22 protein-coding genes are annotated in these 24,783 nt (G+C 57.7%); 10 read left to right on the forward strand and 12 right to left on the reverse strand.

Annotated features, from left to right (window positions below):
* Positions 1-74: 74 nt before the first annotated feature.
* From pcaF to paaY, 11 genes are all read right to left on the reverse strand, one after another.
* Positions 75-1,277 carry a 3-oxoadipyl-CoA thiolase gene (gene pcaF / locus RGU70_RS07255; protein WP_322208722.1) on the reverse strand — a complete coding sequence of 401 codons (1,203 nt, stop codon included), beginning with the start codon at positions 1,275-1,277 and terminating at the stop codon, positions 75-77.
* Positions 1,278-1,317: 40 nt separating this feature from the next.
* The gene (gene paaK, locus RGU70_RS07260) at positions 1,318-2,667 is read right to left on the reverse strand and encodes a phenylacetate--CoA ligase PaaK (protein WP_322208723.1); all 1,350 of its coding nucleotides are present in this window, start codon (positions 2,665-2,667) and stop codon (positions 1,318-1,320) included.
* 140 nt (positions 2,668-2,807) lie between these two features.
* Complete coding sequence (paaI, locus tag RGU70_RS07265; RefSeq protein ID WP_322208724.1) at positions 2,808-3,314, reverse strand: hydroxyphenylacetyl-CoA thioesterase PaaI; 507 nt, start codon at positions 3,312-3,314, stop codon at positions 2,808-2,810.
* Entirely contained in the window at positions 3,307-4,890 is a 1,584-nt protein-coding gene (gene paaH / locus RGU70_RS07270) for a 3-hydroxyacyl-CoA dehydrogenase PaaH (RefSeq protein ID WP_322208725.1), read from the reverse strand. The genes paaI and paaH overlap by 8 nt, the downstream gene beginning before the upstream one ends.
* 2 nt (positions 4,891-4,892) lie before the next feature.
* A complete protein-coding gene (paaG, locus tag RGU70_RS07275; RefSeq protein WP_322208726.1) occupies positions 4,893-5,684 on the reverse strand; it encodes a 2-(1,2-epoxy-1,2-dihydrophenyl)acetyl-CoA isomerase PaaG in 792 nt (263 codons plus the stop codon).
* 159 nt (positions 5,685-5,843) lie between these two features.
* Positions 5,844-6,917 (reverse strand): 1,2-phenylacetyl-CoA epoxidase subunit PaaE, encoded by a 1,074-nt coding sequence (gene paaE / locus RGU70_RS07280; RefSeq protein WP_322208727.1) that lies wholly within the window; start codon positions 6,915-6,917, stop codon positions 5,844-5,846.
* A gap of 21 nt (positions 6,918-6,938) precedes the next feature.
* Positions 6,939-7,469, reverse strand: a complete 531-nt coding sequence (paaD, locus tag RGU70_RS07285; RefSeq protein ID WP_322208728.1) for a 1,2-phenylacetyl-CoA epoxidase subunit PaaD — start codon at positions 7,467-7,469, stop codon at positions 6,939-6,941.
* Complete coding sequence (gene paaC / locus RGU70_RS07290) at positions 7,463-8,266, reverse strand: 1,2-phenylacetyl-CoA epoxidase subunit PaaC (RefSeq protein ID WP_416186488.1); 804 nt, start codon at positions 8,264-8,266, stop codon at positions 7,463-7,465. The genes paaD and paaC overlap by 7 nt, the downstream gene beginning before the upstream one ends.
* A gap of 2 nt (positions 8,267-8,268) precedes the next feature.
* Complete coding sequence (gene paaB / locus RGU70_RS07295) at positions 8,269-8,553, reverse strand: 1,2-phenylacetyl-CoA epoxidase subunit PaaB (protein ID WP_322208729.1); 285 nt, start codon at positions 8,551-8,553, stop codon at positions 8,269-8,271.
* A gap of 74 nt (positions 8,554-8,627) precedes the next feature.
* Entirely contained in the window at positions 8,628-9,620 is a 993-nt protein-coding gene (gene paaA / locus RGU70_RS07300) for a 1,2-phenylacetyl-CoA epoxidase subunit PaaA (protein ID WP_322208730.1), read from the reverse strand.
* Between the two features lie 57 nt (positions 9,621-9,677).
* A complete protein-coding gene (gene paaY, locus RGU70_RS07305) occupies positions 9,678-10,328 on the reverse strand; it encodes a phenylacetic acid degradation protein PaaY (protein ID WP_322208731.1) in 651 nt (216 codons plus the stop codon).
* Between the two features lie 426 nt (positions 10,329-10,754).
* Between paaY and RGU70_RS07310 the strand changes: the two genes are divergently transcribed.
* The 6 genes from RGU70_RS07310 to RGU70_RS07335 all read left to right on the forward strand — a co-directional run bounded on the left by RGU70_RS07310 (position 10,755) and on the right by RGU70_RS07335 (position 18,658).
* The gene (locus RGU70_RS07310; RefSeq protein WP_322208732.1) at positions 10,755-11,408 is read left to right on the forward strand and encodes a TetR/AcrR family transcriptional regulator; all 654 of its coding nucleotides are present in this window, start codon (positions 10,755-10,757) and stop codon (positions 11,406-11,408) included.
* 57 nt (positions 11,409-11,465) lie between these two features.
* Positions 11,466-12,611: an ABC transporter substrate-binding protein gene (locus RGU70_RS07315; protein WP_322208733.1), complete on the forward strand. Its 1,146-nt coding sequence runs from the start codon at positions 11,466-11,468 to the stop codon at positions 12,609-12,611.
* A gap of 195 nt (positions 12,612-12,806) precedes the next feature.
* A complete protein-coding gene (gene paaZ, locus RGU70_RS07320) occupies positions 12,807-14,864 on the forward strand; it encodes a phenylacetic acid degradation bifunctional protein PaaZ (protein ID WP_322208734.1) in 2,058 nt (685 codons plus the stop codon).
* A 179-nt stretch (positions 14,865-15,043) separates the two neighbouring features.
* Positions 15,044-16,096 carry a branched-chain amino acid ABC transporter permease gene (locus RGU70_RS07325; RefSeq protein WP_322208735.1) on the forward strand — a complete coding sequence of 351 codons (1,053 nt, stop codon included), beginning with the start codon at positions 15,044-15,046 and terminating at the stop codon, positions 16,094-16,096.
* A gap of 10 nt (positions 16,097-16,106) precedes the next feature.
* Positions 16,107-17,906 (forward strand): branched-chain amino acid ABC transporter ATP-binding protein/permease, encoded by a 1,800-nt coding sequence (locus tag RGU70_RS07330; RefSeq protein ID WP_322208736.1) that lies wholly within the window; start codon positions 16,107-16,109, stop codon positions 17,904-17,906.
* Entirely contained in the window at positions 17,903-18,658 is a 756-nt protein-coding gene (locus tag RGU70_RS07335) for an ABC transporter ATP-binding protein (protein WP_322208737.1), read from the forward strand. The genes RGU70_RS07330 and RGU70_RS07335 overlap by 4 nt, the downstream gene beginning before the upstream one ends.
* A 9-nt stretch (positions 18,659-18,667) precedes the next feature.
* Here the strand turns inward: RGU70_RS07335 and prpR are convergent, their stop codons facing one another.
* On the reverse strand, positions 18,668-20,329 hold the full coding sequence (gene prpR / locus RGU70_RS07340; protein ID WP_322208738.1) for a propionate catabolism operon regulatory protein PrpR: 1,662 nt from the start codon (positions 20,327-20,329) through the stop codon (positions 18,668-18,670).
* A gap of 307 nt (positions 20,330-20,636) precedes the next feature.
* Here prpR and prpB point away from each other — a divergent pair, with 307 nt between their 5' ends.
* The 4 genes from prpB to RGU70_RS07360 all read left to right on the forward strand — a co-directional run bounded on the left by prpB (position 20,637) and on the right by RGU70_RS07360 (position 24,730).
* Positions 20,637-21,533: a methylisocitrate lyase gene (gene prpB / locus RGU70_RS07345; protein ID WP_322208739.1), complete on the forward strand. Its 897-nt coding sequence runs from the start codon at positions 20,637-20,639 to the stop codon at positions 21,531-21,533.
* Positions 21,534-21,542: 9 nt separating this feature from the next.
* The gene (gene prpC / locus RGU70_RS07350) at positions 21,543-22,697 is read left to right on the forward strand and encodes a 2-methylcitrate synthase (RefSeq protein WP_322208740.1); all 1,155 of its coding nucleotides are present in this window, start codon (positions 21,543-21,545) and stop codon (positions 22,695-22,697) included.
* 119 nt (positions 22,698-22,816) lie between these two features.
* A complete protein-coding gene (locus tag RGU70_RS07355; protein WP_322208741.1) occupies positions 22,817-23,212 on the forward strand; it encodes a hypothetical protein in 396 nt (131 codons plus the stop codon).
* 66 nt (positions 23,213-23,278) lie between these two features.
* Complete coding sequence (locus tag RGU70_RS07360; protein ID WP_322208742.1) at positions 23,279-24,730, forward strand: bifunctional 2-methylcitrate dehydratase/aconitate hydratase; 1,452 nt, start codon at positions 23,279-23,281, stop codon at positions 24,728-24,730.
* The last annotated feature ends 53 nt before the right edge of the window (positions 24,731-24,783 follow it).

Below are 24,783 nucleotides of genomic sequence, written 5' to 3' on the forward strand. Positions count from 1 at the left end.
ATAGATCGTAAGAAGGATATCGAAAAAGCCAGAGGTATCCGCCATGGCCTCCGTTCAGGAGGCCATGTTGTTTATCACACGCGTTCGATAATGATGGCAATGCCCTGACCCACGCCGATGCACATCGTGCATAGCGCGTAGCGGCCGCCAATCCGTTCCAATTGATTCAATGCGGTCGTGATCAGTCGCGCACCGGAGGCCCCCAGCGGATGACCGATGGCGATTGCACCGCCGTTAGGATTGACATGCGCGGCGTCGTCGGCCAGACCGAGGTCGCGTGTCACTGCCAGCGCTTGTGCAGCGAACGCTTCATTGAGTTCGATCACATCCATCTGCCCCAGACTCAGACCCGTCAGCGCCAACACCTTGCGCGAGGCGGGCGAAGGGCCGAATCCCATGATGCGTGGTGCCAGACCGGCCGTTGCCATGCCCAGCACGCGCGCGCGCGGCGTCAGGCCGTATTTGCCTGCAGCCGCTTCAGAAGCCAGCAAGATGGCGCATGCGCCGTCGTTCACGCCCGAGGCATTACCGGCGGTGACGCTGCCGTCAGGACGCACTACGCCTTTGAGCTTGCCCAGCATTTCGATAGTCGTGTCAGGACGTGGATGTTCATCTTGCGTAAATAATTTCGGATCGCCCTTTTTCTGCGCGATCTGCACCGTCACGATTTCCTTATCGAAGAAACCGGCCGCCTGCGCTACTGCCCAGCGTTGCTGACTGCGAATGGCCAGGGCATCCTGGTCGGCGCGGTTGATGCCGAATTGCTGCGCCACGTTTTCCGCTGTTTCCGGCATGGAATCGATACCGTAGGCGGCTTTCATCAGAGGATTGACGAAACGCCAGCCGATGGTGGTGTCTTCGATTTTCGCTGCGCGGGAAAAAGCGCTTTCGGCCTTGGCCATGACGAAGGGCGCGCGGGTCATGCTTTCCACGCCGCCGGCGATCACGAGTCCGCTTTCACCGGCCTTGATGCCGCGTGCGGCAATGCCGACTGCATCCATGCTGGAACCGCACAGGCGGTTGATGGTGGTGCCCGGCACTTCCACCGGCAAGCCGGCGAGCAAGCCCGCCATACGTGCCACATTGCGGTTGTCTTCGCCAGCCTGATTGGCGCAGCCGTAGAACAGATCGTCGATGGCAGCCCAGTCAACACCGGGATTTCTTTCGATCAGTGCGCGGATCGGGATTGCGCCCAGATCATCGGCGCGCATGCTGGCCAGAGCGCCACCAAAGCGGCCGAAGGGGGTACGGATGGCGTCACAGATAAATGCGTTCATGCAAATCCTTGTTTAAATAGTTGGGCTGGCGCGTCAGCGATCAGATCGAACCCTTGGGTTGCTCATCCGTCAGCTTCGGGCGCTGGTCTAGTATGCGCTTAGCCTTGCCGACCGCAGAACGTTCGATCTTACCGGTCGTGACGATGGTGATGGTGGTAGTGACGCCGACATGCGTTTTCACATGATGCTGCAATTCACGTTGCAGCAGGCTGACTTCGCTGTCCGATAGCGCGTCCGGCAGATCAGGACGCAGCTCGACCGTGACGCTCAGCGTATCCATGTGGCCGTTACGGCCCACCACCAGCTGGTATTGCGGTGCCAGTTGCGGCATCTTCAGAATCAGTTCCTCGATTTGCGTCGGAAATACATTGACGCCACGGATGATCAGCATGTCGTCGGAACGGCCGGTGATTTTGCCGATGCGGCGCATGGAACGCGAAGTTGCCGGCAGCAGGCGCGTCAGATCGCGTGTGCGGTAGCGGATGATAGGCAAGGCTTCCTTCGTCAGCGAAGTAAATACCAGTTCGCCCGGCGAGCCGTCAGGCAATACCGCGCCGGTTTCAGGGTCGATGATTTCGGGGTAAAAATGATCTTCCCAGATCACCGGACCGTCTTTGCTTTCTATGCATTCGCTGGCCACTCCCGGCCCCATCACTTCCGACAAACCGTAGATGTCGACGGCGTCGATGCCGGCGCGGGCTTCGATTTCAGAGCGCATGGCATCGGTCCAGGGTTCGGCACCGAAGATGCCGATCTTGAGCGAGCTGTCGACCGGATCAAGTCCCTGACGCTGAAACTCTTCGATGATGTTGAGCATGTAGGACGGCGTGACCATGATGATGTTGGGCTTGAAATCCTGGATCAGTTGCACCTGTTTTTCAGTTTGGCCGCCGGACATCGGGATGACCGTGCATCCCAGTTTTTCTGCACCGTAATGCGCGCCGAGACCGCCGGTAAACAGGCCATAGCCGTAGGAGATATGCACCATGTCACCGGCTCTGCCGCCAGCGGCGCGGATGGAACGCGCGACCACGGTGGCCCAGGTATCGATGTCATTTTGCGTATAACCGACTACCGTCGGTTTGCCGGTCGTGCCGCTGGAAGCGTGGATGCGCACCACTTTTTCACGCGGTACGGCAAACATGTTGAACGGATAGTTGTCGCGCAAATCTTTTTTTCCGGTGAACGGAAACTTGGCGAGATCGGCCAGCGTTTTCAGATCTTCGGGATGCACCCCTGCCGCGTCGAACGAGGCGCGATAGTGCGGCACATTGTCATAGGCGTGTTTCAGTGACCACTTGAGACGCTGCAATTGCAGGGCTTGCAATTCGTCCTTGCTTGCCAGTTCGATGGCTTCGAGTTCGCCGGGTTGGGGGGTGCGTTGGGTCATGAAAATCTCCTTTTATTGGTAGGACTTACGCAAAATCTCGCTGGCGTTGTTGTCTCGCCTTGCCGTGCTGCTTGCACTGTCTGCGGCAATGCGCCTAGCCAGCGGGTTTTTGCGTAAGTCCTAATTGATGTTGAATAGGGTCAGCTACGCGGTCGTAGGGCAGAGACGTCGGCAGCAGCAGCCAGTCCGGCGATCACCTCGCCCTGGATGCGGTAGGAGCGGCCACGGAACAGAGCGATGCGCTTGCCGTCCTGATTGGTAACGGTCACGTCGTAGATGCCGGTGCGTCCGCCCAGCGATTGCTCGAAGGCTTCGGCGGTCAGCACATCGGCCAGTTTGCCCGGGGACAGGTAATCGATGCTGCAACCGGAGCCGACCGTATTCTGGTTGCGGCTGTTGCAGGCAAAGGCAAAGGCGCTGTCGGCCAGCGCAAAAATGAAACCGCCGTGGCAGGTGGCATGGCCGTTGAGCATGTCGCTGCGGACTGCCATCGACAGCCGCGCATAGCCGGGTCGCATTTCCACAATATCCATGCCTAGCGATTGGGTGGCATTGTCGCGGGCGTGCATGGCTTGCGCGGTGGCTTCTGCCAGCGCTTGCGGATCGTCGGGCAGTGTTGCGGTAGAGATCAGTGCGGAATCAGACATTGAACAGTTCTCCGTTGGCATTTTTACGACGGATCAGTGGCGACACGCGATAGCGGTCTTCGCCGTAGCTGTCTGCCAGATGGAATAGCACGCGGCTCAGATAAGGCACGCCAATGGCATTGGCCCAGGCCAGCGGACCGCAGGGGTAGTTGACGCCCTTGCGCATGGCCAGATCAGCATCGGCGGCGCTACAGACGCCTTGATTGACTGCGTCTGCGGCTTCATTGGCGAGCATGACGACGGTGCGCATGACGGCCATGCCCGGCACGTCGCCGATCAGCGATACCGTCAGGCCGGCGGCTTGCAGCAGCGACAGCAGCGAGCGATAGGCCGCGTCGCTGCATTGATCGGCGCGGGCCAGTGCCACGCGGGTGGCAGTGTTGAGATCCAGTGTCAGATCAAGCAGCACGGTGTCGTTATGCGCATGGTCGCGCGCGCGTTCGGTGGCGCTGCGGCCATCGGTCAGGTAGAGCCGGGCAGAGCCGCATTGGAGCAAGGCGTCATCATCGGTGTCGCCGGTCTCGCTGACGATGCCGGATGCCGTCAGACGTTTCTGCAGCGCCTGTGCCAGAGGATTGCCGTGTTGAAACAGGATACGGTGCTTGACCGCTGCCATCGTGCTTTCGCTCGATTCGGTTTGCGGCAGCGGCCTGACGGCATCCGGCGCATACGAATAAAATCCGCGTCCCGATTTGCGGCCCAGATAACCGGCGTTGAGCAGTTCTTGCTGGATCAGCGAAGGCGTGAAGCGGGGATCGGTAAAGTAGGCCTGGAACACCGATTGCGTGACGGTGAAATTGACGTCGTGCCCGATCAGGTCCATCAGTTCGAACGGTCCCATTTTGAAACCGCCGGCTTCGCGCAGGATGGCATCGATGGTGGCCGGTGTGGCGGCTTGTTCGTTGAGGATGCGCAAGGCTTCCGCGTAATAGGGACGCGCCACGCGGTTGACGATGAAGCCCGGCGTGGATTTGGTGTACACCGGACTTTTGCCCCAGGCCAGTGCGGTGGCGTACACGCTTGAGGCTACAGAACTGTCGCTGGCCAGTCCGCTGATGACTTCGACCAGCGCCATGAGCGGCACCGGATTAAAGAAGTGCATCCCGACCAGCCGCTGCGGCAGGCGCAACAAGGCACCGATGCTGGTAATCGAAATCGAGGAAGTATTGCTGGCGAAGATGCAATCGTCTGCCACGATCTCTTCCAGATCGGCAAACAGTTTGCGCTTGATGTCGAGGTTTTCCACAATCGCTTCGACGATCAGTCCGGCATCGCCAAGTTCCGCCAGCGAGGCGGCAGGATGCAGGCGATTGGCGGCGGCCATTGCCTCTTCTGCGCTCATGCGCTGTTTTTGTACCAGCGTGTCGAATACCTTGCGGATGTCTTGCAAGGCCTTGTCTACCGCTTGCCGGCGCGTATCGTAAAGTTTGACGGTGTAGCCGGCTGCGGCCGCCACCTGCGCGATGCCGGCACCCATTGCGCCGCTGCCGATCACGGCCACCACGCAAGAGTGGGGCAGGGCAGTAGGGGTGCTTGCACCAGGGGTGTTCACAGCAGACGTGCTTGCAGTAGACATGATCACTTTCCGGTAAATTGTGCTGCGCGTTTTTCGAGGAAGGCGGCAACGCCTTCTTTATAGTCGTGCGTATTGCCCAGCGTGCGCATGCTGTCGCGTTCCAGATGGAGTTGCTGTTCCAGCGTGTTGGCCGGACTCTGGTAGAGCGCTTGTTTGGTGTGCGCCAGACCTTGTGTCGGCGCTTTGGCGAAATGCTGTGCCAGCGCATCGACTTCGCTGATCAGTTGGTCATCGTCCACGCACTTCCAGATCAAACCCCATTGCTCGGCTTTTTCGGCGCTGATTTTGTCGCCCAGCATGGCTACGCCCATGGCTCGCGCCGTACCCAGCAGGCGCGGCAGGAAGTAAGTGCCGCCGGTGTCGGGCAGCAGGCCGAGTTTGCAGAACACTTCGACGAAACTGGCGGAGCGGGCGGCAATCACGATATCGCAGGCCAGCGTGATATTCGCGCCGGCACCAGCGGCGACGCCGTTGACCGCACAGATCACAGGGAAGGGCAGGGCGCGTAAACTCAAGACTAGCGGGCCGTAATATTTTTCTATCGATTCACCCAGATCGACGGCTGAATCGCCCGGCTTGACGGCGCGGTCGGATAAATCTTGTCCAGCGCAAAAGCCGCGTCCGGCACCGGTCAGCACCAATACGCGCACGCTGCTGTCGGTTTTGATCCGTTCCAGTGCATCGCGCACTTCGCCATGCATGGCGGCGGTGAAGCTATTGAGTTTTTCCGGGCGGTTCAGGGTCAGGCGGGCAATGCCGCTGTCGATGCTGAACAGGATGGATTCGTAGGGCATGTTTGTCTCCGGGAGGATCATGGTGAAATGGCTTCACGCTTTTGTACGATGCAAAAACGCGGGACGACGACAACAGCAGCATCGGTCAGCAGGGTATTCGCAGCGGGGTGTGACGATGCTTGCAAAAGACCTGTATCCGATGCGGCAGGCATCGTTTCCTTAATTGTCCTGGTCGAAATCGACGCGCAAGGTATCTGTAACGGGGAAGCTCTGGCAGCTCAACACGAAGCCGCGGGCGATTTCGTAATCTTCTAAGGCGTAGTTGAGATCCATGTCGACTTTGCCGTCCACCACTTTGCAGCGGCAGGTGGCGCATACGCCGCCCTTGCAGGAGTAGCGCATGTCGATGCCTTGCTTGAGTGCAGCGTCGAGCAGCGATTCTTTTTCTTTTTCCATGGTGAAAACGGTGTGATAGCCGTCGATGACGACGGTCACTTCGCATTCCTGCTTGCCCACCACCGGACGCACAGAGGCGGCTCTCGGCGCATGGTTGCCGGCGGCAAACAGTTCGACCTTGATGTGGGATTTTTCCATGCCGTGTGCCTGGAGCGAGGCGCTGACAGCCTGGATCATGTCTTCCGGGCCGCACAGGAAGGCGGCGTCGATATCAGCGATTTCGACCCAGGACTGCAAGAGCTGATCGCATTTGTTTTTATCGATGCGGCCGTTGAACAGTTCGATGTCTTGTTGCTCGCGGCTCATGACATAGACCAGGTTGAGGCGTTCCATCCAGGTGTCTTTCAGGTCGGTCAGTTCTTCCTTGAAGATCACGCTGGAGGAGGCGCGATTGCCGTAGACCAGTGTGAAACGGCTTTTCGGCTCGCTCAGCAAGGTGGTCTTGATGATGGACATGATGGGCGTGATGCCGCTGCCGGCGGCGAAGGCCAGGTAATGTTTTTCATTTTCACTCGCCAGCGGCAGGTTGAAAGTGCCGGATGGCGGCATGACATCAATGCTGTCGCCAGCCTTGAGCGTGTCGTTGGCCCAGGTTGAAAACACGCCGCCCGGCGTGCGCTTGATCGCCACGCGCAGTTGCCGGTCTTGCACGGCCGAGCAGATCGAGTATGAACGGCGCAAGTCTTCGCCATTGATGGTGGCGCGCAGGGTCAGATGCTGGCCTTGCTGGTAGTGATAGGTGTCCTGCAGCTCTGCGGGAACGGCGAAGGACACGACGATGGTGTCGCGTGTTTCATTCTTCACGCGGTCGATTGTCAGGGAATGGAATTGGCTCATGATGCTTCCTGCCGGATGGGGCTAATGGGCTTTGAAATAATCGAAGGGTTCCAGGCAATCCTTGCACTGGTACAGGGATTTGCAGGAGGTGGAACCGAATTCGCTGAGGCAGACGGTGTTCATCGAATGGCAACGCGGGCACGGCACTTCGGCTTGCAGACGGTGTTTGCGGCTGATGCCGCTGATGTCGATGACTTGCTGTGCCGGTGGAGCAATGCCGTAGCCTGAGAGCTGACTTTTACCGTATTCACTCATCCAGTCGGTAGTCCACGCCGGAGACAGTTGCGTTTCTATCTCGACGTGCGCAATGCCGTGCGCTTGCAGCGTTTCGGTAATGGTCTGGGCAATGACTTTCATCGCGGGGCAACCGGAATAGGTCGGTGTAATGACCACGGTGCAGGCAGTTCCCGCTGCGGTCATGCGCAGACTGACGTTGCGCACGATGCCCAGGTCTACCACCGAAATGACCGGGATTTCGGGGTCGGAGACGTCGGTGAGCCAGAGCCAGACCTGGTCTGTCTCGGGCAACACGACAATTTCCTTGTTTACCATTTCGAGTCCGGATAGGCGCGTTGCAGGAATTGCATTTCCGCCAGCAGATAGCCGAGATGCTCGGTATGTTGCCCTTGCTTGCCGCCTTTTTGCATCCAGGCATCGACTGCCGGCATGGTCAGCGTTGCTTCGCTCAGTATCTCTTGCACATGCGAAACCCAGAGCGCGTGCAGCTTGCTCAGGTCGGGTGCGGCACCGCATTCCTGCATGGCGCTGTCGATGGCGTCAGGACGGAACATCTCGCCGGTGTACATCCATATTTTGTCGATCGCGGTTTGCATCATGCGATGGCTGAGTTCGGTACCGTCGCCCAGTCGCACCATCAGGTCGCCACTGCGGCGCAGATGATAGGTGACTTCTTTCAGCGATTTTTCAGCGATATCGGCGATGCGCGTATCGTTTGACTTGCACAGTTCCAGCAGCAGGTAATAGTGCCAGCTGTCGAAAAAGAACTGGCGCGCAATGGTGTCGCCGTAATTGCCGTTGGGCAGTTCGATCAGCAGCAGATTGCCGAATTGCGGTGCGTCGCGCAGGAAGGCCAGTTTGTCTTCGTCGCTTGTGCCGCCTTCCAGCTCGGCGGCATAACCCAGCCACAGGCGGGCCTGACCGATCAGGTCGAGGGCGACATTGGTCAGCGCCATGTCTTCTTCCATCGCCGGCCCTTTGCCACACCATTCGGAGAGGCGCTGGCTGAGGATGAGCGTGTTGTCGCCGAGCCGGCGGACATACGTGGCGCGCTGCGTCTGCAGTTCTGCCGGTGTCATTGGTGTCGATGGTGTCATGGTCGTGTTTTCCATGATTAAAGGTTCTTCACTTCTTCCGGCATGGGGAAGAATGTCGGGTGGCGGTAGACCTTGTTGTTGGCCGGCTCGAACAGTGCGGTCTTGTCGGCAGGGCTGCTGGAGACGATGTTGGTAGCCAGTACGACCCAGATGCCGACGCCTTCATTGCGTCGCGTGTACACATCACGGGCGTTATTGACTGCCATTTCGGCGTCGGGAGCGTGCAGGCTGCCTACATGCTTGTGCGCCAGTCCATGCTGGCTGCGGATGAAAACTTCCCACAATGGCCATTCTTTGCTCATAGTCTTGTCCTCTTTGCTTGATGTGATGCGGCGGTCTTGTCTGCGCCGTCATCACGGATATGGGGTGTTTTATTTCACGCGACTTGTTGACGCGCCGCGTGCTGTTTTTCGGCATGGGCATTCAAGGCGTCGCGGAACCAGGCACCGTCTTCGCTGGCCTGTTTGCGGGTTTCCAGCCGTTCCTTGTTGCAGGGGCCGTTGCCGCGCAGGACGTTGTTGAATTCGTCCCAGTCGATGGCACCGAATTCGTAATGCTCGGTTTCGGCATTCCATTTGAGGTCGGCGTCGGGGACGGTCAGACCCAAGTAATGGGCTTGTGGCACGGTCTGGTCGACCATGCGCTGACGCAATTCATCGTTGGAAAACAGTTTGATGCGCCATTGCGCTGACTGCGCGCTGTTGACGGAGGTGGCATCCGATGGGCCGAACATCATCAGCGACGGCCACCACCAGCGGTTTAGTGCGTCTTGCGCCATCTGCTTTTGCGCCGCCGTGCCTTTGCACAGCGACATCATGATGTCGTAGCCCTGACGCGCATGGAAGGATTCTTCCTTGCACACGCGCACCATGGCGCGCGCATACGGGCCGTAAGAACAGCGGCACAGCGGAATCTGATTGATGATGGCGGAGCCGTCGACCAGCCAGCCGATGGCACCCATATCGGCCCAGCTCAGGCTGGGGTAATTGAAAATGCTGGAGTACTTGGCTTTGCCGGAATGCAAGTCGGCCAGCAACTGATCGCGCGAGACGCCCAGTGTTTCGGCAGCGCTGTACAGGTAGAGACCGTGACCGGCTTCGTCCTGGATTTTGGCGAGCAGGATGGCTTTGCGTTCCAGTGTCGGCGCGCGCGTGACCCAGTTACCTTCCGGCAATTGGCCGACGATTTCCGAATGTGCATGTTGCGAAATCTGGCGGATCAGCGTTTTACGGTAGGCCTCCGGCATCCAGTCTTTTGGTTCGATCTTCACGCCGCGATCGATTTTCTGTTGGAAAAGCTGCTCTTCCGCGCTCATTTCCTCCAGAGAGCGTACGTGCTTGGTGCCTGTTTCTACCAGTTGTGCATACATGATGGTTATCTCCAGAAAGAAAATTAAAAAGAATCGCTGATGAAGCTGCGCAGCTCACTACGCTTGTTCAGCGGTTCCGGTGTTAACAGGATTGGTTGCAGATGGGGTAGCGAGTTTGGCGGCGATCAATGGTTTGACATCCGGCGCTTTCAACGATGGCCGGTTCGCTTCCAGTTCGGCCAGCGGTAATACTTCGACCATGCTACCGAGGCAGCGCTTGGTCAGGTCCTGATAAGTCAGCGTGCCTTCCAGTTTCCAGGCAATTTCCTGCTCACTGAGTTCGCGAATGATTTTGGCTGGCACACCCGCTACCAGTGTGCGCGGGGGAATCTGCATGCCTGCGCGCACAAAGGCGCAGGCGGCGACGATGGCTTGTTCGCCGACGACGGCGTCGTCCATTACGACGGCATTCATGCCGACCAGCGCATCACGCTTGATGATGCAGCTGTGCAGAATGGCGCCGTGTCCGATGTGGCCGTTTTCTTCCACTACTGTGTCGTGGCCGGGAAAGCCGTGGATGACGCAACTATCTTGTACGTTCGAGCCGCGCTCCAGAATGATGCGGCCAAAATCTCCGCGCAGACTCGCCAGCGGGCCGACATAGCAGTCAGGGCCGACGATGACGTCGCCTATCAGTACCGCTGTAGGGTGGACATAGGCGCTGGGCGCGACAACGGGTATGACGCCTTCGATTGCATAGCTGGGCATTGCCATCTCCTGACTGCACACCCTGGATTGAGCGCACGCTTGTTTGCTGTTAGTCGTTATTGTTTTTGATATTGATTACTGCCTTGACGCCTTGGATCGGGAAAGTCGCACCTGCAGCAGAAACTTGCCGCGTCCCGTTACCAGCAAAAAACGATTGCTTGCCGTCAAAATTTAGTTAATAATAAATCCAACCGACCGGTCGGTCAACAATGTTTTGCATCTGTTTTGCATCTTTCATGCAAAGCTTGCTGACAGGCAACGCAGCGCCTTGAATTCGATTTCCTCTCTGTTTTTGTCTGGTGCGATATGCGGCGTGATGTGTGACGTGATATGCCGGTTGCACGGTGTCTGAATTGAAATTGGGCAACTGTGCGGCGTAATTGCGGCACAATCACGTTTTTTTCGACATCGATAGGGTAGGAAAATATGCCACGCAAGCGTGCAGCAGGATTTGACAGTCAGCGCGAACTCATCATCAAACAGGCTGCGGCCTTGTTTGCGTGTAATGGTTTTACCGCCACGACCATGAATGAAGTGGCGCAGGCGTGCAGTTTGTCGAAAGCGTCCTTGTATCACTACGTTTCCGACAAGAATGAATTGCTGGTCTATATCTGCGAAGGCCATATCGAGCGTCTGTGTGCGCTGGTGGATGAAGTGGCGCAGCAAACGCTGGAACCCGAAGCAAGGCTGCGCCTGCTGGTGCAGCGGTTTGTTGAGGAATATGCCGATGCGCAAAACGAGCATCGGGTACTGACGCAGGATGTGAAGTTCCTGCAAGCGAAGGATCAGAAGCGGATTCTCAGCGGGGAACGCAAGGTGGTCGATGCAATGGCGCAGGCAATGGTCGGCGTGCGGCCCGAGTTAGAAGCCAGCCGCATGGCAAAGCCGCTGACGATGCTGCTGTTTGGCATGATCAACTGGATGTTCATGTGGCTCAAGCCGGACGGCGGGCTGACGCATGAAAAGATGGCCGGAGTGGTATCGGATTTGTTGTTCGGTGGAATGGGCGCGGTCAACGTGGATATTCCGGGTCTGCGCAAGCCGGCCGTAAAGAAGAAAAAGGCAGTACCCGCAGGCTGAAGAGATTTCGAGTCTCCAGGCCGGCAATAAGAAATCAAACCAATAAGGAGACAGACAATGAAATCCATTCGACGACTGGCATTACTGCTGGCGATTACCGGTAGCAGCGCCGCCTACGCCGACATCACGGTCGGGGTAACACTATCGACCACTGGCCCAGCCGCTTCGCTGGGCATTCCCGAAAAAAATACGATCGCACTGCTACCGACCAGCATTGCCGGTCAGAAGATCAATTACATCGTGCTTGACGATGCGTCGGACACCACGCAAGCAGTCAAGAACACGCGCCGTTTCATTACTGAAAACAAGGCCGATCTGGTCATCGGATCGACCATCAGTCCCAACTCCTTGTCGATGACGGAAGTCGTGGCAGAAGCGCAAACACCGATGATCTCGCTGGCAGCTTCGGCGCGGATTGTCGAACCGATGGACGCCAAGAAAAAGTGGGTGTTCAAGACGCCGCAAAACGACAGCATGATGTCGTTGATGATTGTGCAGAGCATGGTCGACATGGGCGTCAAGCGCGTCGGTTTCATCGGTTTTGCCAATGCCTACGGCGAGGGCTGGTACACCGAATTCAGCAAGGCAGCGGCGATCAAGAAACTGGAAATCGTTGCCAACGAACGGTTTTCTCCAAGCGACACGTCGGCCACCGCGCAAGTATTGAAGGTGATGTCCGCCAAACCGGACGCCATCCTGATCGCCGGTTCCGGTACGCCTGCCGTAGTGCCACAGCGCGCGCTCAAGGAACGTGGATATCAAGGGAAAATTTACCAGACGCATGGCGTTGCCAATGCGGACTTCTTGCGACTAGGCGGGAAAATGCTGGACGGTACGCTGTTGCCATCCGGCCCGGTGTTAGTGGCGGCGCAATTGCCTGCCGATCATCCGGTGCGCAAAGTGGCGCTGGAGTATGTGCAGAAATATGAAGCGGCCTACGGCAAAGATTCCGTATCGTTGTTTGGCGGTTACGCCTGGGATGCCGGACTGCTGCTTCAGGCAGCCTTGCCGCAAGCATTGAAGAAGGCCCAACCGGGCACGCCTGAATTCCGCGCCGCCTTGCGTGAAGCGCTGGAAAACGTGAAAAATCTCAATGGCGTGCATGGGGTCTACAACATGTCGGCCACCGATCATCTGGGTCTGGATCAGCGCGCCCGGGTCATGGTCAAGATTGAAAAAGGTGCCTGGAAATACCAGCCCTGAAATCAGCCTTGAAACATCAGCCTTGAAACATCAGCCTTGAAATATCAGCCCTGAAACATCAGCCCTGAAACATCAGCCTTGATTCAGATTCAATTCTGTTTTTCAGCAATAACGCCAACCATCTCATTTTTACTTGCGGCGGGGAGGGACGTCAGGACGACGCCGCTCCCTGCCACATGACGTCACGGAGCAACGATGAATCCCAACCACAGTAATACCTTGCAGAGTTTTATCGGCGGTCGCTGGATCGGCAGTACCGCTGCGCTGGCACTCAATAGCGCCATTGATGGCCGGCCTGTCGCGCATACACATGCCGAGCGCATCGATTTCGACGAAGCGCTGACGCATGCGCGCAAGCAGGGTTTGTCATCGTTGCTGGCGCTGGATTTTCAACAACGGGCGACGCTTCTGCGCACGCTGGCCAAATATCTGAATGAGCACAAGGAAGTCCTGTACGCGATTTCGCTGCATACCGGTGCAACGCGCAGCGATAGCTGGATCGATATCGAAGGCGGTACCGGCACTTTGTTCGCGTATGCCAGCATGGGTAGCAACGAGCTGCCTTCCGGCAATCTGGTGCATGAAGGTCCCGCGTTTCCATTAGGTAAACTGGGCCAGTTCGTCGGCAGCCACATTCTGGTGCCGCGTGGCGGCGTGGCAGTGCATATCAATGCTTTCAATTTTCCGGTGTGGGGCGTGCTGGAAAAATTTGCGCCGACCTTCCTTGCCGGCATGCCGTGTATCGTCAAACCGGCAACTGCTACCAGCTATCTGACCGAAGCGCTGGTGCGGCTCATCGATGCGTCCGGTATTTTGCCGGTCGGTAGCCTGCAACTGATTATCGGCAGTTCCGGCGACTTGCTGGATCGCTTGTTGGGACAGGATGTCGTGACCTTTACCGGCTCGGCCGATACCGCGGCCATGCTGCGCGTGAATCCGAATCTGATTCGCCATTCGGTGCCCTTCAATGCGGAAGCCGATTCCCTCAATTGCGCCATTCTCGGGCCGGATGTCACGCCCGACGATGAAGAGTTCGATCTGTTCGTCAAGGAAGTGGCGCGCGAAATGACCACCAAGGCCGGACAGAAATGTACGGCCATTCGTCGCGCCATCGTGCCGCGTCAGCATATCGATGCACTGACGGAGAAGCTCAGAGCGCGGCTGGCGAAAGTGACGGTGGGCGATCCGCATCTGGACAATGTGCGCATGGGCCCGCTGGCCAGCAAAGCGCAGCAAAACGATGTGGCCGAGCGACTGGCGTTGCTGGCGCAAGGTAACGAAATCGCATTTGGTGCGAGCGATGGCTTTAATCCGCTCGGTGAGGGCGTTGCCAACGGTGCTTTCTTTGCGCCGACGCTGGTCGTTTGCCGCAATCCGCTGCTCAACGATGCGGTGCATGATCTGGAAGCGTTTGGCCCGGTCAGCACCCTGATGGCTTACGACGATTTCGACGAAGCGCTCAATTTGGCGGCACGCGGACGCGGTAGTCTGGTCGGTAGTTTATTCACGCACGATCCAAAAGTGGCGGCAAAAGCCATTCCGGCAATGGCAGCCTGGCATGGTCGTTTGCTGATTCTCGACAAGGCCGCAGCGGCCGAATCGACCGGACATGGTTCTCCTTTGCCGCAACTCAAGCACGGCGGTCCGGGTCGCGCCGGTGGCGGCGAAGAGCTGGGCGGCGTGCGCGCCGTCAAACATTATTTGCAACGCGCAGCAGTACAGGGCTCGCCAACCATGCTGGCGGCGGTCGTTGGCGAGCATGTGCGCGGCGCTGTGGTGCGCGAATCGGCAGTCCATCCGTTCCGTCATCATTTTGAAGACTTGCAGATCGGCGACTCCTTGCTGACGCACCGCCGTACCGTGTCGGAAGCCGACCTGGTGAATTTCGGCGGCGTCTCCGGCGATTATTTCTACATGCACTTCGATGAAGTCGCTGCGAAAGAATCCCCGTTCGGCAAGCGCATTGCTCACGGCTATTTTGTGTTGTCTGCGGCAGCAGGCTTGTTTGTATCGCCCGCGCCGGGACCGGTGTTGGCCAATTACGGACTGGATACCTTGCGCTTCGTCAAACCGGTCGGCATCGGCGACACGATACAGGCGCGTCTGACCTGTAAGCGCAAGATTGATCGCAACCGGAAAGATGTTAACGGCGTCGGTCAGGGCGTGGTCGCCTGGGATGTTGAAGTGAGCAACCAGCTCGGTGAGCTGGTGGCTTCGTATGACATTTTGACGCTGGTCGCCAAGCACAACTAAACGCTGTCTGGCGTAGTCATCGGGACAATCAAACTGCCCCCGGAGTCTCTGATTGAATGTGGCGTGCGTAGCCATTACATCAGAGGCTCTTTTAATTCAGTATAAAAAATACAGGCTGACGGCATCCCCCCGGATGCACGTTGACTATGCTTCATCAAGAAGCTCATAGGGAGGAAGACGTGGATCTGACAATTGTTGCCGCTCTGGTGCAGGACGGCATGACAACCGGTGCGATTTATGCGCTGCTATCGCTGGCGCTGGTACTGATCTTTTCAGTCACACGCGTCATTTTTTTACCGCAAGGCGAGTTTGCCGCTTACGGCGCGTTGACTCTGGTGGCGATACAAAGTGGCCAGACACCGCTTACCGTGTGGCTGCTGTTGGCACTGGGAGCGGCAACCTTCGTCGCTGAAATTTCAGCCGCACTCAAATACCCGGAACGCCGTCTCCGACTGCCTCAGCGCTTGCCGCTACTGTGCGGAAAATTTCTACTGTTCCCTATCGCACTGGCCCTGCTGGCGCAATTTCTGCCGCTGGCGGCCTTGCCGATGCCGCTGCAGATTGCGCTGGCACTGGCTATCGTCGTGCCAATGGGACCGATGATTTATCGCGTCGCCTATCAACCGCTGGCGCATGCCAGCGTGCTGGTGCTGCTGATTGTGTCGCTGGGTGTGCATCTGGCGATGGTCGGTCTGGGACTGCTGATGTTCGGCCCTGAAGGATCGAATACCAAACCCTTTACCGATGCCCAGTTGACGATCGGCGATCTGGTGATTTCGGGGCAGAGCATCGCGGTGGTCGCCACGGTGATTGCGCTGGTTATCGCCATCTATTTTTATTTTGAACGCTCATTGTCGGGCAAGGCTCTGCGCGCCACGGCCGTCAACCGGCTCGGTGCGCGGCTGGTGGGCATCGGCACCAATCAGGCGGGCAAGCTGGCTTTGACGCTGGGGGCCGGCATCGGTGCGGTGTGCGGCATGTTGATCGCGCCGTTCACCATCATCAGTTACGAATCGGGATTCCTGATTGCGCTCAAAGGTTTCGTCGGCGCGATTTTCGGCGGACTGGCCAGTTATCCGCTGGCAGTGGCCGGTTCGGTGGGCGTCGGTTTGCTGGAAAGCTTCTCTTCGTTCTGGGCCAGTTCGTTCAAGGACTTGATTGTATTCACCGTGATTATTCCCGTATTGGTGTGGCGTTCGCTCTCCAGCACGCATATGGATGAAGAAGCTTAAAGGCGCGCACATGAAAAAAAATACTCTGTTGTCCGCTGCATTGGCGGCATTGCCGGTGGCGGTCTTTTTGCTAGTCCTGTTGCTGCCATTGCTGCCGGTACCGGCGTTCTGGATCACTTTATTGTCGTATGTCGGCTTGTACAGCATCGTTACGCTGGGGCTGGTGTTGCTGACCGGTGTGGCTGGCCTGACTTCGTTCGGACAGGCTGCGTTCGTTGGTATCGGCGCGTATGCAACGGCGTATCTGACCACGCAATACGACTTGTCGCCGTGGCTCAGTCTGCTGGCGGGTTTGCTCATTACCGGCGTCTCGGCCTTGCTGATTGGCGCGTTTACCATGCGCTTGTCGGGCCACTATCTGCCCTTGAGCACGATCGCCTGGGGCCTGTCCCTGTATTACCTGTTCGGCAATCTCGATAGTCTGGGCAAGTACGACGGCATCGGCGGCATTCCCTCGATTGCGCTGTTTGGCTTTGAATTCAATAGCGTCCGCTCTATGTATTTCCTGATCTGGTGCGCGGTGATTCTGTCGCTGGTATCGGTCAAGAATTTTCTGAATTCCCGGCCGGGCCGCGCGGTGCGTGCGCTGAAGTCGGGCTATGTCATGCCGGAATCGATGGGCGTCAATACGCCCTGGATGAAAATCGTCATCTTCGTCTATGCCGCGATGCTGGCGAGCGTGTCTGGCTGGCTGTATGCGCATTTACAACATGCGGTCAATCCCACGCCCTTCGGTTTGAAATACGGGATCGATTATTTGCTGATGGCGGTCGTCGGCGGTGCCGGTTTCGTGTGGGGCGCTTTGCTCGGGGCCGGAGTCATTACGGTGCTCGGTTATTTCTTGCAGGAGTATTTGCCGGGCTTGCTGGGTTCCGGCGGCAATTTCGACATGATCGTCTTTGGCGTCTTGCTGGTGCTGTTTTTGCAGTATGCCAATGAGGGGTTGTGGCCTTTTATCCAGATGCGCTTTCCCGGCAAACCGCCGGCACTGGCACCGGACGATGCTCCGCCATTACTGCAAAAGACCAAGCCCGAAAAAGGCGAAATCATTCTGGAGCTGGTGGCAGCGCGCAAGCAGTTCGGCGGACTGGTGGCGGTCAACGACGTCAGCTTCTCGGTCAAGGCTGGCGAGATCGTGGGCCTGATCGGCCCTAACGGCGCGGGGAAATCGACCACGTTCAACTTAGTAACCGGCGTATTGCCCGCGAGTGGTGGAAAGATTCATTACCGGCAACAGTCGATTGCAGGCCTGTCCTCGCGCCAGATCGTGCGACGTGGATTGGCGCGAACATTCCAGCATGTGCGTCTGGTTGCGGGCATGAGCGTGCTGGAGAATGTAGCGATCGGGGCGCATCTGCGCGGCGATCATGCAGCGCAGGGCGGCGTGCTGGCGAGCATTTTTCGCTGTAACCGAGAGGAAGAACGCAAAATTTTGTTCGAAGCGCGACGGCAGCTGGAGCGCGTCGGTCTGGGTGATTTGCTCTATCGTCCGGCGGGTAGTCTGGCGTTGGGTCAGCAGCGGATTGTCGAAATCGCACGCGCCTTGTGTTGCGATCCGGCGCTATTGCTGCTTGACGAGCCAGCGGCTGGTTTGCGTTATCAGGAAAAGCAGGCGCTCTCCGATTTGCTGAAAAAACTCAGGGGCGAAGGCATGGCCGTGTTGTTGGTGGAGCATGACATGGATTTCGTGATGCAACTGACCGACCATATCGTCGTCATGGAATTCGGCGCGAAAATTGCCGAAGGTTCGCCCGCGCAAATTCAAGTGCATCCGGCCGTGCTGGAAGCGTATCTCGGAGGTGTGGAATGACGACCCCAAAAATCTTGCTGGAAGTCAGCGATCTGCACGCCCATTACGGCAAAGTCGAGGCCCTGCACGGGGCCAGTATCCGCATTGCGGAAGGGCAGATCGTGACCGTGATCGGGCCTAACGGCGCGGGTAAATCGACCTTGCTCAATGCCATCATGGGTTCCTTGCCGGCGACTGGTACGGCCAGCGGTTCGGTGGTGTATCTGGGCCATAACCTCAATGGCATGGAGATCGAGGAGCGCGTGGCGTTTGGGCTGAGTCTGGTGCCGGAGCGGCGCGAATTGTTTGCCAGCATGAGCGTGGAAGTCAATCTGGAACTCGGCGCGTACAAGCGTAAAAAGAATGGCGAGAAAAACTATATGGATCAGTTGGAGATGGTCTACGCCTTGTTCCCCAAACTCATGCAGCGTCGCAAGCAAGCGGCCGGCACCATGTCCGGCGGCGAACGGCAAATGCTGGCAGTGGGACGGGCGCTGATGGCCAAGCCGCAGGTGCTGATGCTCGATGAACCTAGCCTGGGACTGGCACCGCTGATTACCAAGGAAATTTTCCGCATCATCAGCGAATTGCGCAAGACCGGCGTGGCGACTTTGCTGATCGAACAAAATGCGCGCGCAGCCTTGCAGGTGGCCGATTATGCCTATGTGCTTGAAATGGGCGCGCTGGCAATGGAAGGCCCGGCAGCGGAGCTGGCGTCGAATCCGCAGATTATTGAAAGTTATCTGGGCTTTGCGAAAAAGGAAGCGGCGTAAGATTCACCATCACTGCGCTTTCAGCTTGCGCCATAAGGTAGTGCGGCTGATGCCGAGGAAGGCGGCTGCCGCAGCGCGGTCGCCATCGAAGCGCTTCAGGACGTCATTCAGGTTTTCCGGTATGCCGGTTGCTATTGCAGGGGGCGCTTCGGTTGAGATTCCTGCTGCGTTGTTGGCGGCATGCCCCACATCAGCCTTCACGGCAGTGGTCAGAATTTCCGGCGCGATGCGCGCAATCAGGTTCGGCGTCAGTGCCTGCAAGGGTTCTGCCGCCAGGAATAGCGCCAGACGTTCCATCACATTGCGCAGTTCGCGCACATTGCCGGGCCAGTTGTGCGCTGTCAGCAGAGTCTGGCAATGGACGATTTCAGCGGAGAGGTTGGGGTGCGGTCGCACATCCAGCGCCGCCATGGCGTTTTTGAGGCACCACTCGGCCAGCGGCACGATATCTTCGCGTCGTTCGCGCAGGGGCGGCAGTCTTAGCCGCAACACTGCCAGCCGGTAAAACAGATCAGCGCGAAAACGTCCGTCGCGCACCCGTTGTTCCAGATCGCAATGGGTGGCGCTGAGGATGCGCACATCGACCGGAATCGGCCTTGAGCTGCCGACCCGCACTACTTCCCGTTCTTCCAGCACGCGCAGCAGCCGTGTTTGCAGTCCCAGCGGCATTTCGCCGATTTCATCGAGGAACAGGGTGCCGCCATGCGCGGCTTCAAACAATCCGGCGCGACCGCCCCGGCGCGAGCCGGTAAAAGCGCCTTCTTCGTAGCCGAATAATTCGGATTCCAGCAAGGATTCTGCCAGTGCGCCGCAATTGACGGCGACGAAGGGCCGATGCTCCGAGGCCCGGCCTTGCGTGCGAGGATGTTCGCGATGGATGGCCTGCGCCACCAGTTCCTTGCCGCTGCCGGTTTCGCCCTCAATCAAGACCGTGGCAGGCGAGCGGGCGAATAGCGTGACGGCGTCGCGCACGGTGTCCATGGCAGCCGAGGTGCCGCGCAGATCGCTGAGGCGGTGGCGGGTGCGCAGAGCGGCGGCGACCGGCACATTGCGTCCGCGTTGCACTTCCAGTTGCGTGAGTCTGGCCAGTTCCAGTGCATCGTCGAAGGCCTGGCGTATGGTGGCTGGGGAGTAGACGAAGATACCGTGTAGTCCTGCTTCTTCGGCCAGATCGGTAATCAGCCCGGCGCCGACGATGGCCTTGATTCCGGCCGCTTTCAATTCAATGAGCTGGGCGCGCGCGTCTTCTTCGGTGGCATAGGTGCGTTGCACGATGTCGAGTTCGAACGTGGCCTGGAAGTCGGCCAGCTCGGGCAGGGTGCGCTGGTACATGATGAGGCCGATATGCGGTGTCAGGCGACGCGCCTGCGCCAATGCGCGCAGGATGTCGAAACCGCTGGCCTTGGCGGTGATGACCGGTACCGACAGCCGGTTTTTCAGGTAAGCGCCGTTGGAACCGGCGGCGATGATGGCGTCGCAGCGTTCGTGATCGAGCCGTGCGCGGATATGCCGTACCGCGTCGTCGAAGCCGAGATTGATCGGTTCGATGATGGCCTGATCGTCGTATTCGAGGCTGATGTCGCGGAACAAGTCGGACAGGCGCGATACCGATACCGTCCAGATGACGGGTTTGTCGGTTTGCTCATGGGTGAAGGAGTTGGGTTGTTTCATTTTTGTTTCAGGTGTTTCATTTTAAATTCAAGTTGAAACATTGTAACGCACTATGCAACGTCGGCTGGCTCGTGCGTGGAATGTGTTTTTCACCGGTTTTTCGCGGTAAGCGATTGATTTTTATCATCAAATTTTTTATGGCGGCGAAATCGGCTTGCCTGGTCGACGTCTGATTCAACGATGGCACGCCGTTTGCAATAAGAACGGGGAGCAGATAGTCGCGCCGCAATGCCTCATCGGATTTGCAGTGATGAAGCAACGGGTGCCGTCATTTGACACTGCTCTCTATTTTCTAAAGGTATCTCTCATGCCCATCGAATCTCCAGGCGCAGCTCTGCGCAAAGCGGTACGCGAAGAATCCCCCTTGCAAATTGTCGGTGCGATTAACGCTAACCATGCGCTGCTGGCCAAACGTGCCGGTTTCCGCGCCATTTATTTGTCCGGCGGCGGTGTGGCTGCCGGTTCGCTCGGTTTGCCCGATCTCGGTATTTCCAATCTGGATGATGTGCTGACCGATGTGCGGCGTATTACCGATGTCTGCGATCTGCCCTTGCTGGTCGATGCCGATACCGGTTTCGGTTCGTCTGCTTTCAATGTGGCGCGCACGGTCAAGTCGATGATCAAGTTCGGCGCAGCTGGCCTGCACATCGAAGATCAGGTCGGAGCCAAGCGCTGCGGTCACCGTCCTAACAAGGAAATCGTCAGCAAGCAGGAGATGGTTGATCGCATCAAGGCGGCGGTCGACGCCCGTACCGACGATCAGTTCGTCATCATGGCGCGTACCGATGCGCTGGCGGTGGAGGGGCTGGAATCGGCGCTGGAGCGGGCGATTGCCTGCGTCGAAGCCGGTGCAGACATGATCTTCCCGGAAGCGATCACCGATCTGGCGATGTACCGCCAGTTCGCCGCCGCCGTCAAGGTGCCGGTGCTGGCCAATATCACTGAATTCGGCGCCACGCCTTTATTTACCGTGGAAGAGCTGAAAAGCGCCGATGTCGGCATCGTGCTTTATCCCTTGTCGGCGTTTCGCGCCATGAACAAGGCGGCGGAAAATGTGTTCACCGCCATCCGCCGCGACGGTACGCAAAAGAATGTTATCGATTCCATGCAAACCCGGATGGAGTTGTACGACCGCATCAATTACCACTCGTATGAGCAAAGCCTGGATGCCTTGTTCGCGCAGCAAAAACAGAACCACGTTTAGGAGATGACGATGACTGAACCACAAGCAACTGCTTTCAAGCCTAAAAAATCGGTGGCGCTGTCGGGTGTGACCGCCGGTAACACCGCGCTGTGCACCGTCGGCAAAACCGGCAACGACTTGCATTACCGCGGTTACGACATTCTCGATATCGCCGATAGCTGCGAATTCGAAGAAATCGCCCATCTGCTGGTGCATGGCAAACTGCCGACCACGGCCGAACTGCGCGCTTACAAAACCAAACTCAAGGCACTGCGCGGCATACCGGCCGCCGTCAAAGCGGCGCTGGAATGTCTGCCTGCTGCCTCGCATCCTATGGATGTGATGCGCACCGGCGTGTCGGCGCTGGGTTGCGTGCTGCCTGAAAAAGACGACCACAAAGCCCCCGGCGCGCGCGATATTGCCGATTTGCTGATGGCTTCGCTCGGTTCCATGCTGCTGTACTGGTACCACTTCAGCCATAACGGCAAGCGCATCGAGACTGAAACCGACGATGAGTCTATCGGCGGGCATTTCCTGCATCTGCTGCATGGAGAAAAACCCTCCGAGCAGTGGGAAAAAGCGATGCATACCTCGCTGATTCTGTATGCAGAACATGAATTCAATGCTTCCACATTCGCCAGTCGAGTGGTGGCGGGTACCGGCTCTGACATGTATTCGGCAATTACCGCCGGTATCGGCGCGTTGCGCGGCCCCAAGCATGGCGGTGCCAATGAATTCGCGTTTGAAATTCAGAAGAGCTATGACACGCCTGACGAAGCCGAAGCCGACATCAAGCGTCGCGTCGACAACAAGGAAGTCGTGATTGGTTTCGGCCATCCGGTCTATACCATTTCCGATCCGCGCAATGAAGTCATCAAAAAAGTCGCCTATCAGCTGTCGCAAGAAGCGGGATCGACCAAGATGTATGACATTGCAGAACGTCTGGAAACGGTGATGTGGGACATCAAAAAAATGTTTCCTAATCTGGACTGGTTCTCTGCCGTGTCCTACCACATGATGGGGGTGCCGACGTCCATGTTTACCCCCTTGTTCGTGATCGCCCGCACCTCCGGCTGGGCGGCGCACATCATCGAACAGCGCATCGATAATAAAATTATTCGCCCCTCCGCCAACTATGTTGGCCCTGAGGATTTAGAATTCATCCCAATTAACAAGCGCAAGTAAGCGCCCCTCCCCTGGGCAGCAAGCTCAGGGGAGGGGCCTTCGGGTCCGGTATCGAGGCCACCGGCAGGCGATTCGCCGCGTTTGTATTGGCGGCCTCGACTACCAAGATGGGTGAATACATGCGTTTATGCACACTGGCTTCGGCTCTGATATTGACACTCCCGGTTCTGCTGGCGGCTTGCGGTGGCGGTGGAATGGCCGTGACACAAACCGTTTCTGCCGTGTCGGCACTGACTTCTTCGGCGCCCGACTGGAACAAAAATCTGGTGACCGGAAATTTTAGCTGCGAGCTGGACGACAGCGTGCAGGTCAAGCTCAACGGAGCCAATGCCGACAGCATTACCGTTGACTGGAAGGGCAGCGCATATACATTGCAGCCGGTCTCCACTTCCACCGGCGCGTTGCGCTTCGAGAGTTCGAGCGCCGGGCTGGTCTGGATTCAGATTCCCTCGAAGTCGTTTTTGTTGAACTCGAAACTTGGCAAGCAACTGGCCAATAACTGTCACGCCGCTTAATCCGACGCCCTGTCGCTTGCGCTGGGCCGGACATTGATTTTTGATTTTTTCTTAACAGGAGCTCGCATGTCCGCAACTATTTCCAACGTCCGCCCCAAATTCGACAAAGTGCTGGTCGATATCGTCGATTACGTCACCAAATACACCATCACCTCCAAGGTGGCCTACGACACGGCGCGCAATTGCCTCATCGATACGCTGGGTTGCGGTCTGGAAGCGCTGGAATATCCTGCCTGTAAAAAACTGATGGGCCCTATCGTTCCGGGCACGATCGTGCCGAACGGCGCTAAAGTGCCGGGCACGCAGTTTCAGCTCGATCCGGTGCAAGCCGCATTCAATATCGGCATGATGATTCGCTGGCTCGATTTCAACGATACCTGGCTGGCTGCCGAATGGGGTCATCCATCGGATAACCTCGGCGGCATTCTGGCTACTGCCGACTGGCTCTCGCGCAATGCCGTGGCGGCGGGCAAGAAGCCGCTGACCATGAAAGACGTGCTGACCGGCATGATCAAGGCGCATGAAATACAGGGTTGTATCGCACTGGAAAATTCCTTCAATAAAGTCGGCCTCGATCACGTTGTGCTGGTGAAAGTCGCTTCCACAGCGGTAGTGGCTGAAATGCTCGGTCTGACACGCGAAGAAATTCTGAACGCCGTTTCGTTGGCGTGGGTCGATGGTCAATCGCTGCGTACTTATCGTCACTCGCCGAATACCGGATCGCGCAAGTCGTGGGCCGCAGGCGACGCCACTTCCCGCGCAGTGCGTCTGGCGCTGATGGCCAAGACCGGTGAAATGGGTTATCCGTCGGTGCTGACGGCCAAGACCTGGGGTTTTTACGACGTGCTGTTCAAGGGCCAGCCTTTCAAGTTCCAGCGCAAGTATGAATCGTATGTGATGGAAAACGTGCTGTTCAAAATTTCCTTCCCGGCTGAGTTCCATTCGCAAACGGCAGTCGAGGCAGCGATGACTCTGCACGAGCAATTGGCGAAGGCAGGCAAGAGCGTTGACGACATCAAGAAAATCACGATCCGCACACACGAAGCCTGCATCCGCATCATCGACAAAAAAGGCCCGCTCAGCAATCCGGCCGATCGCGATCACTGCATCCAGTACATGGTCGCCGTGCCGCTGATTTTCGGTCGCCTGACGGCCTCCGATTATGAAGACCATATCGCCGCCGACAAGCGCATCGATGTGCTGCGCGACAAGATCGTTTGCGTTGAAGATCCAGCATTCACCAAGGATTATCACGATCCTAAGAAGCGCTCGATTGCCAATGCCCTGACGGTGGAGTTCAAGGACGGCAAGAAACTCAAGGAACTGGTGGTTGAATTTCCTATCGGTCATGCGCGTCGTCGTGTCGATGGCATTCCTTTGCTGGAAGACAAATTCCGTACTAACCTGGCGCGTCAGTTCCCGGCGAAACAGCAACAGAAAATCCTGGCAGTCTCGCTGGATCAAAAGAAGCTGGAAGCAATGGCGGTGCATGAGTATGTGGATCTGTACGTGATCTGATCTGCCTGTAATCAAGCTTAGGTAAAGATAGGCAAGGAAAAAACAGGACGCCC

It is taken from the genome of Herbaspirillum sp. RTI4 (assembly GCF_034313965.1).
Classification (GTDB): Bacteria; Pseudomonadota; Gammaproteobacteria; order Burkholderiales; family Burkholderiaceae_D; genus Herbaspirillum.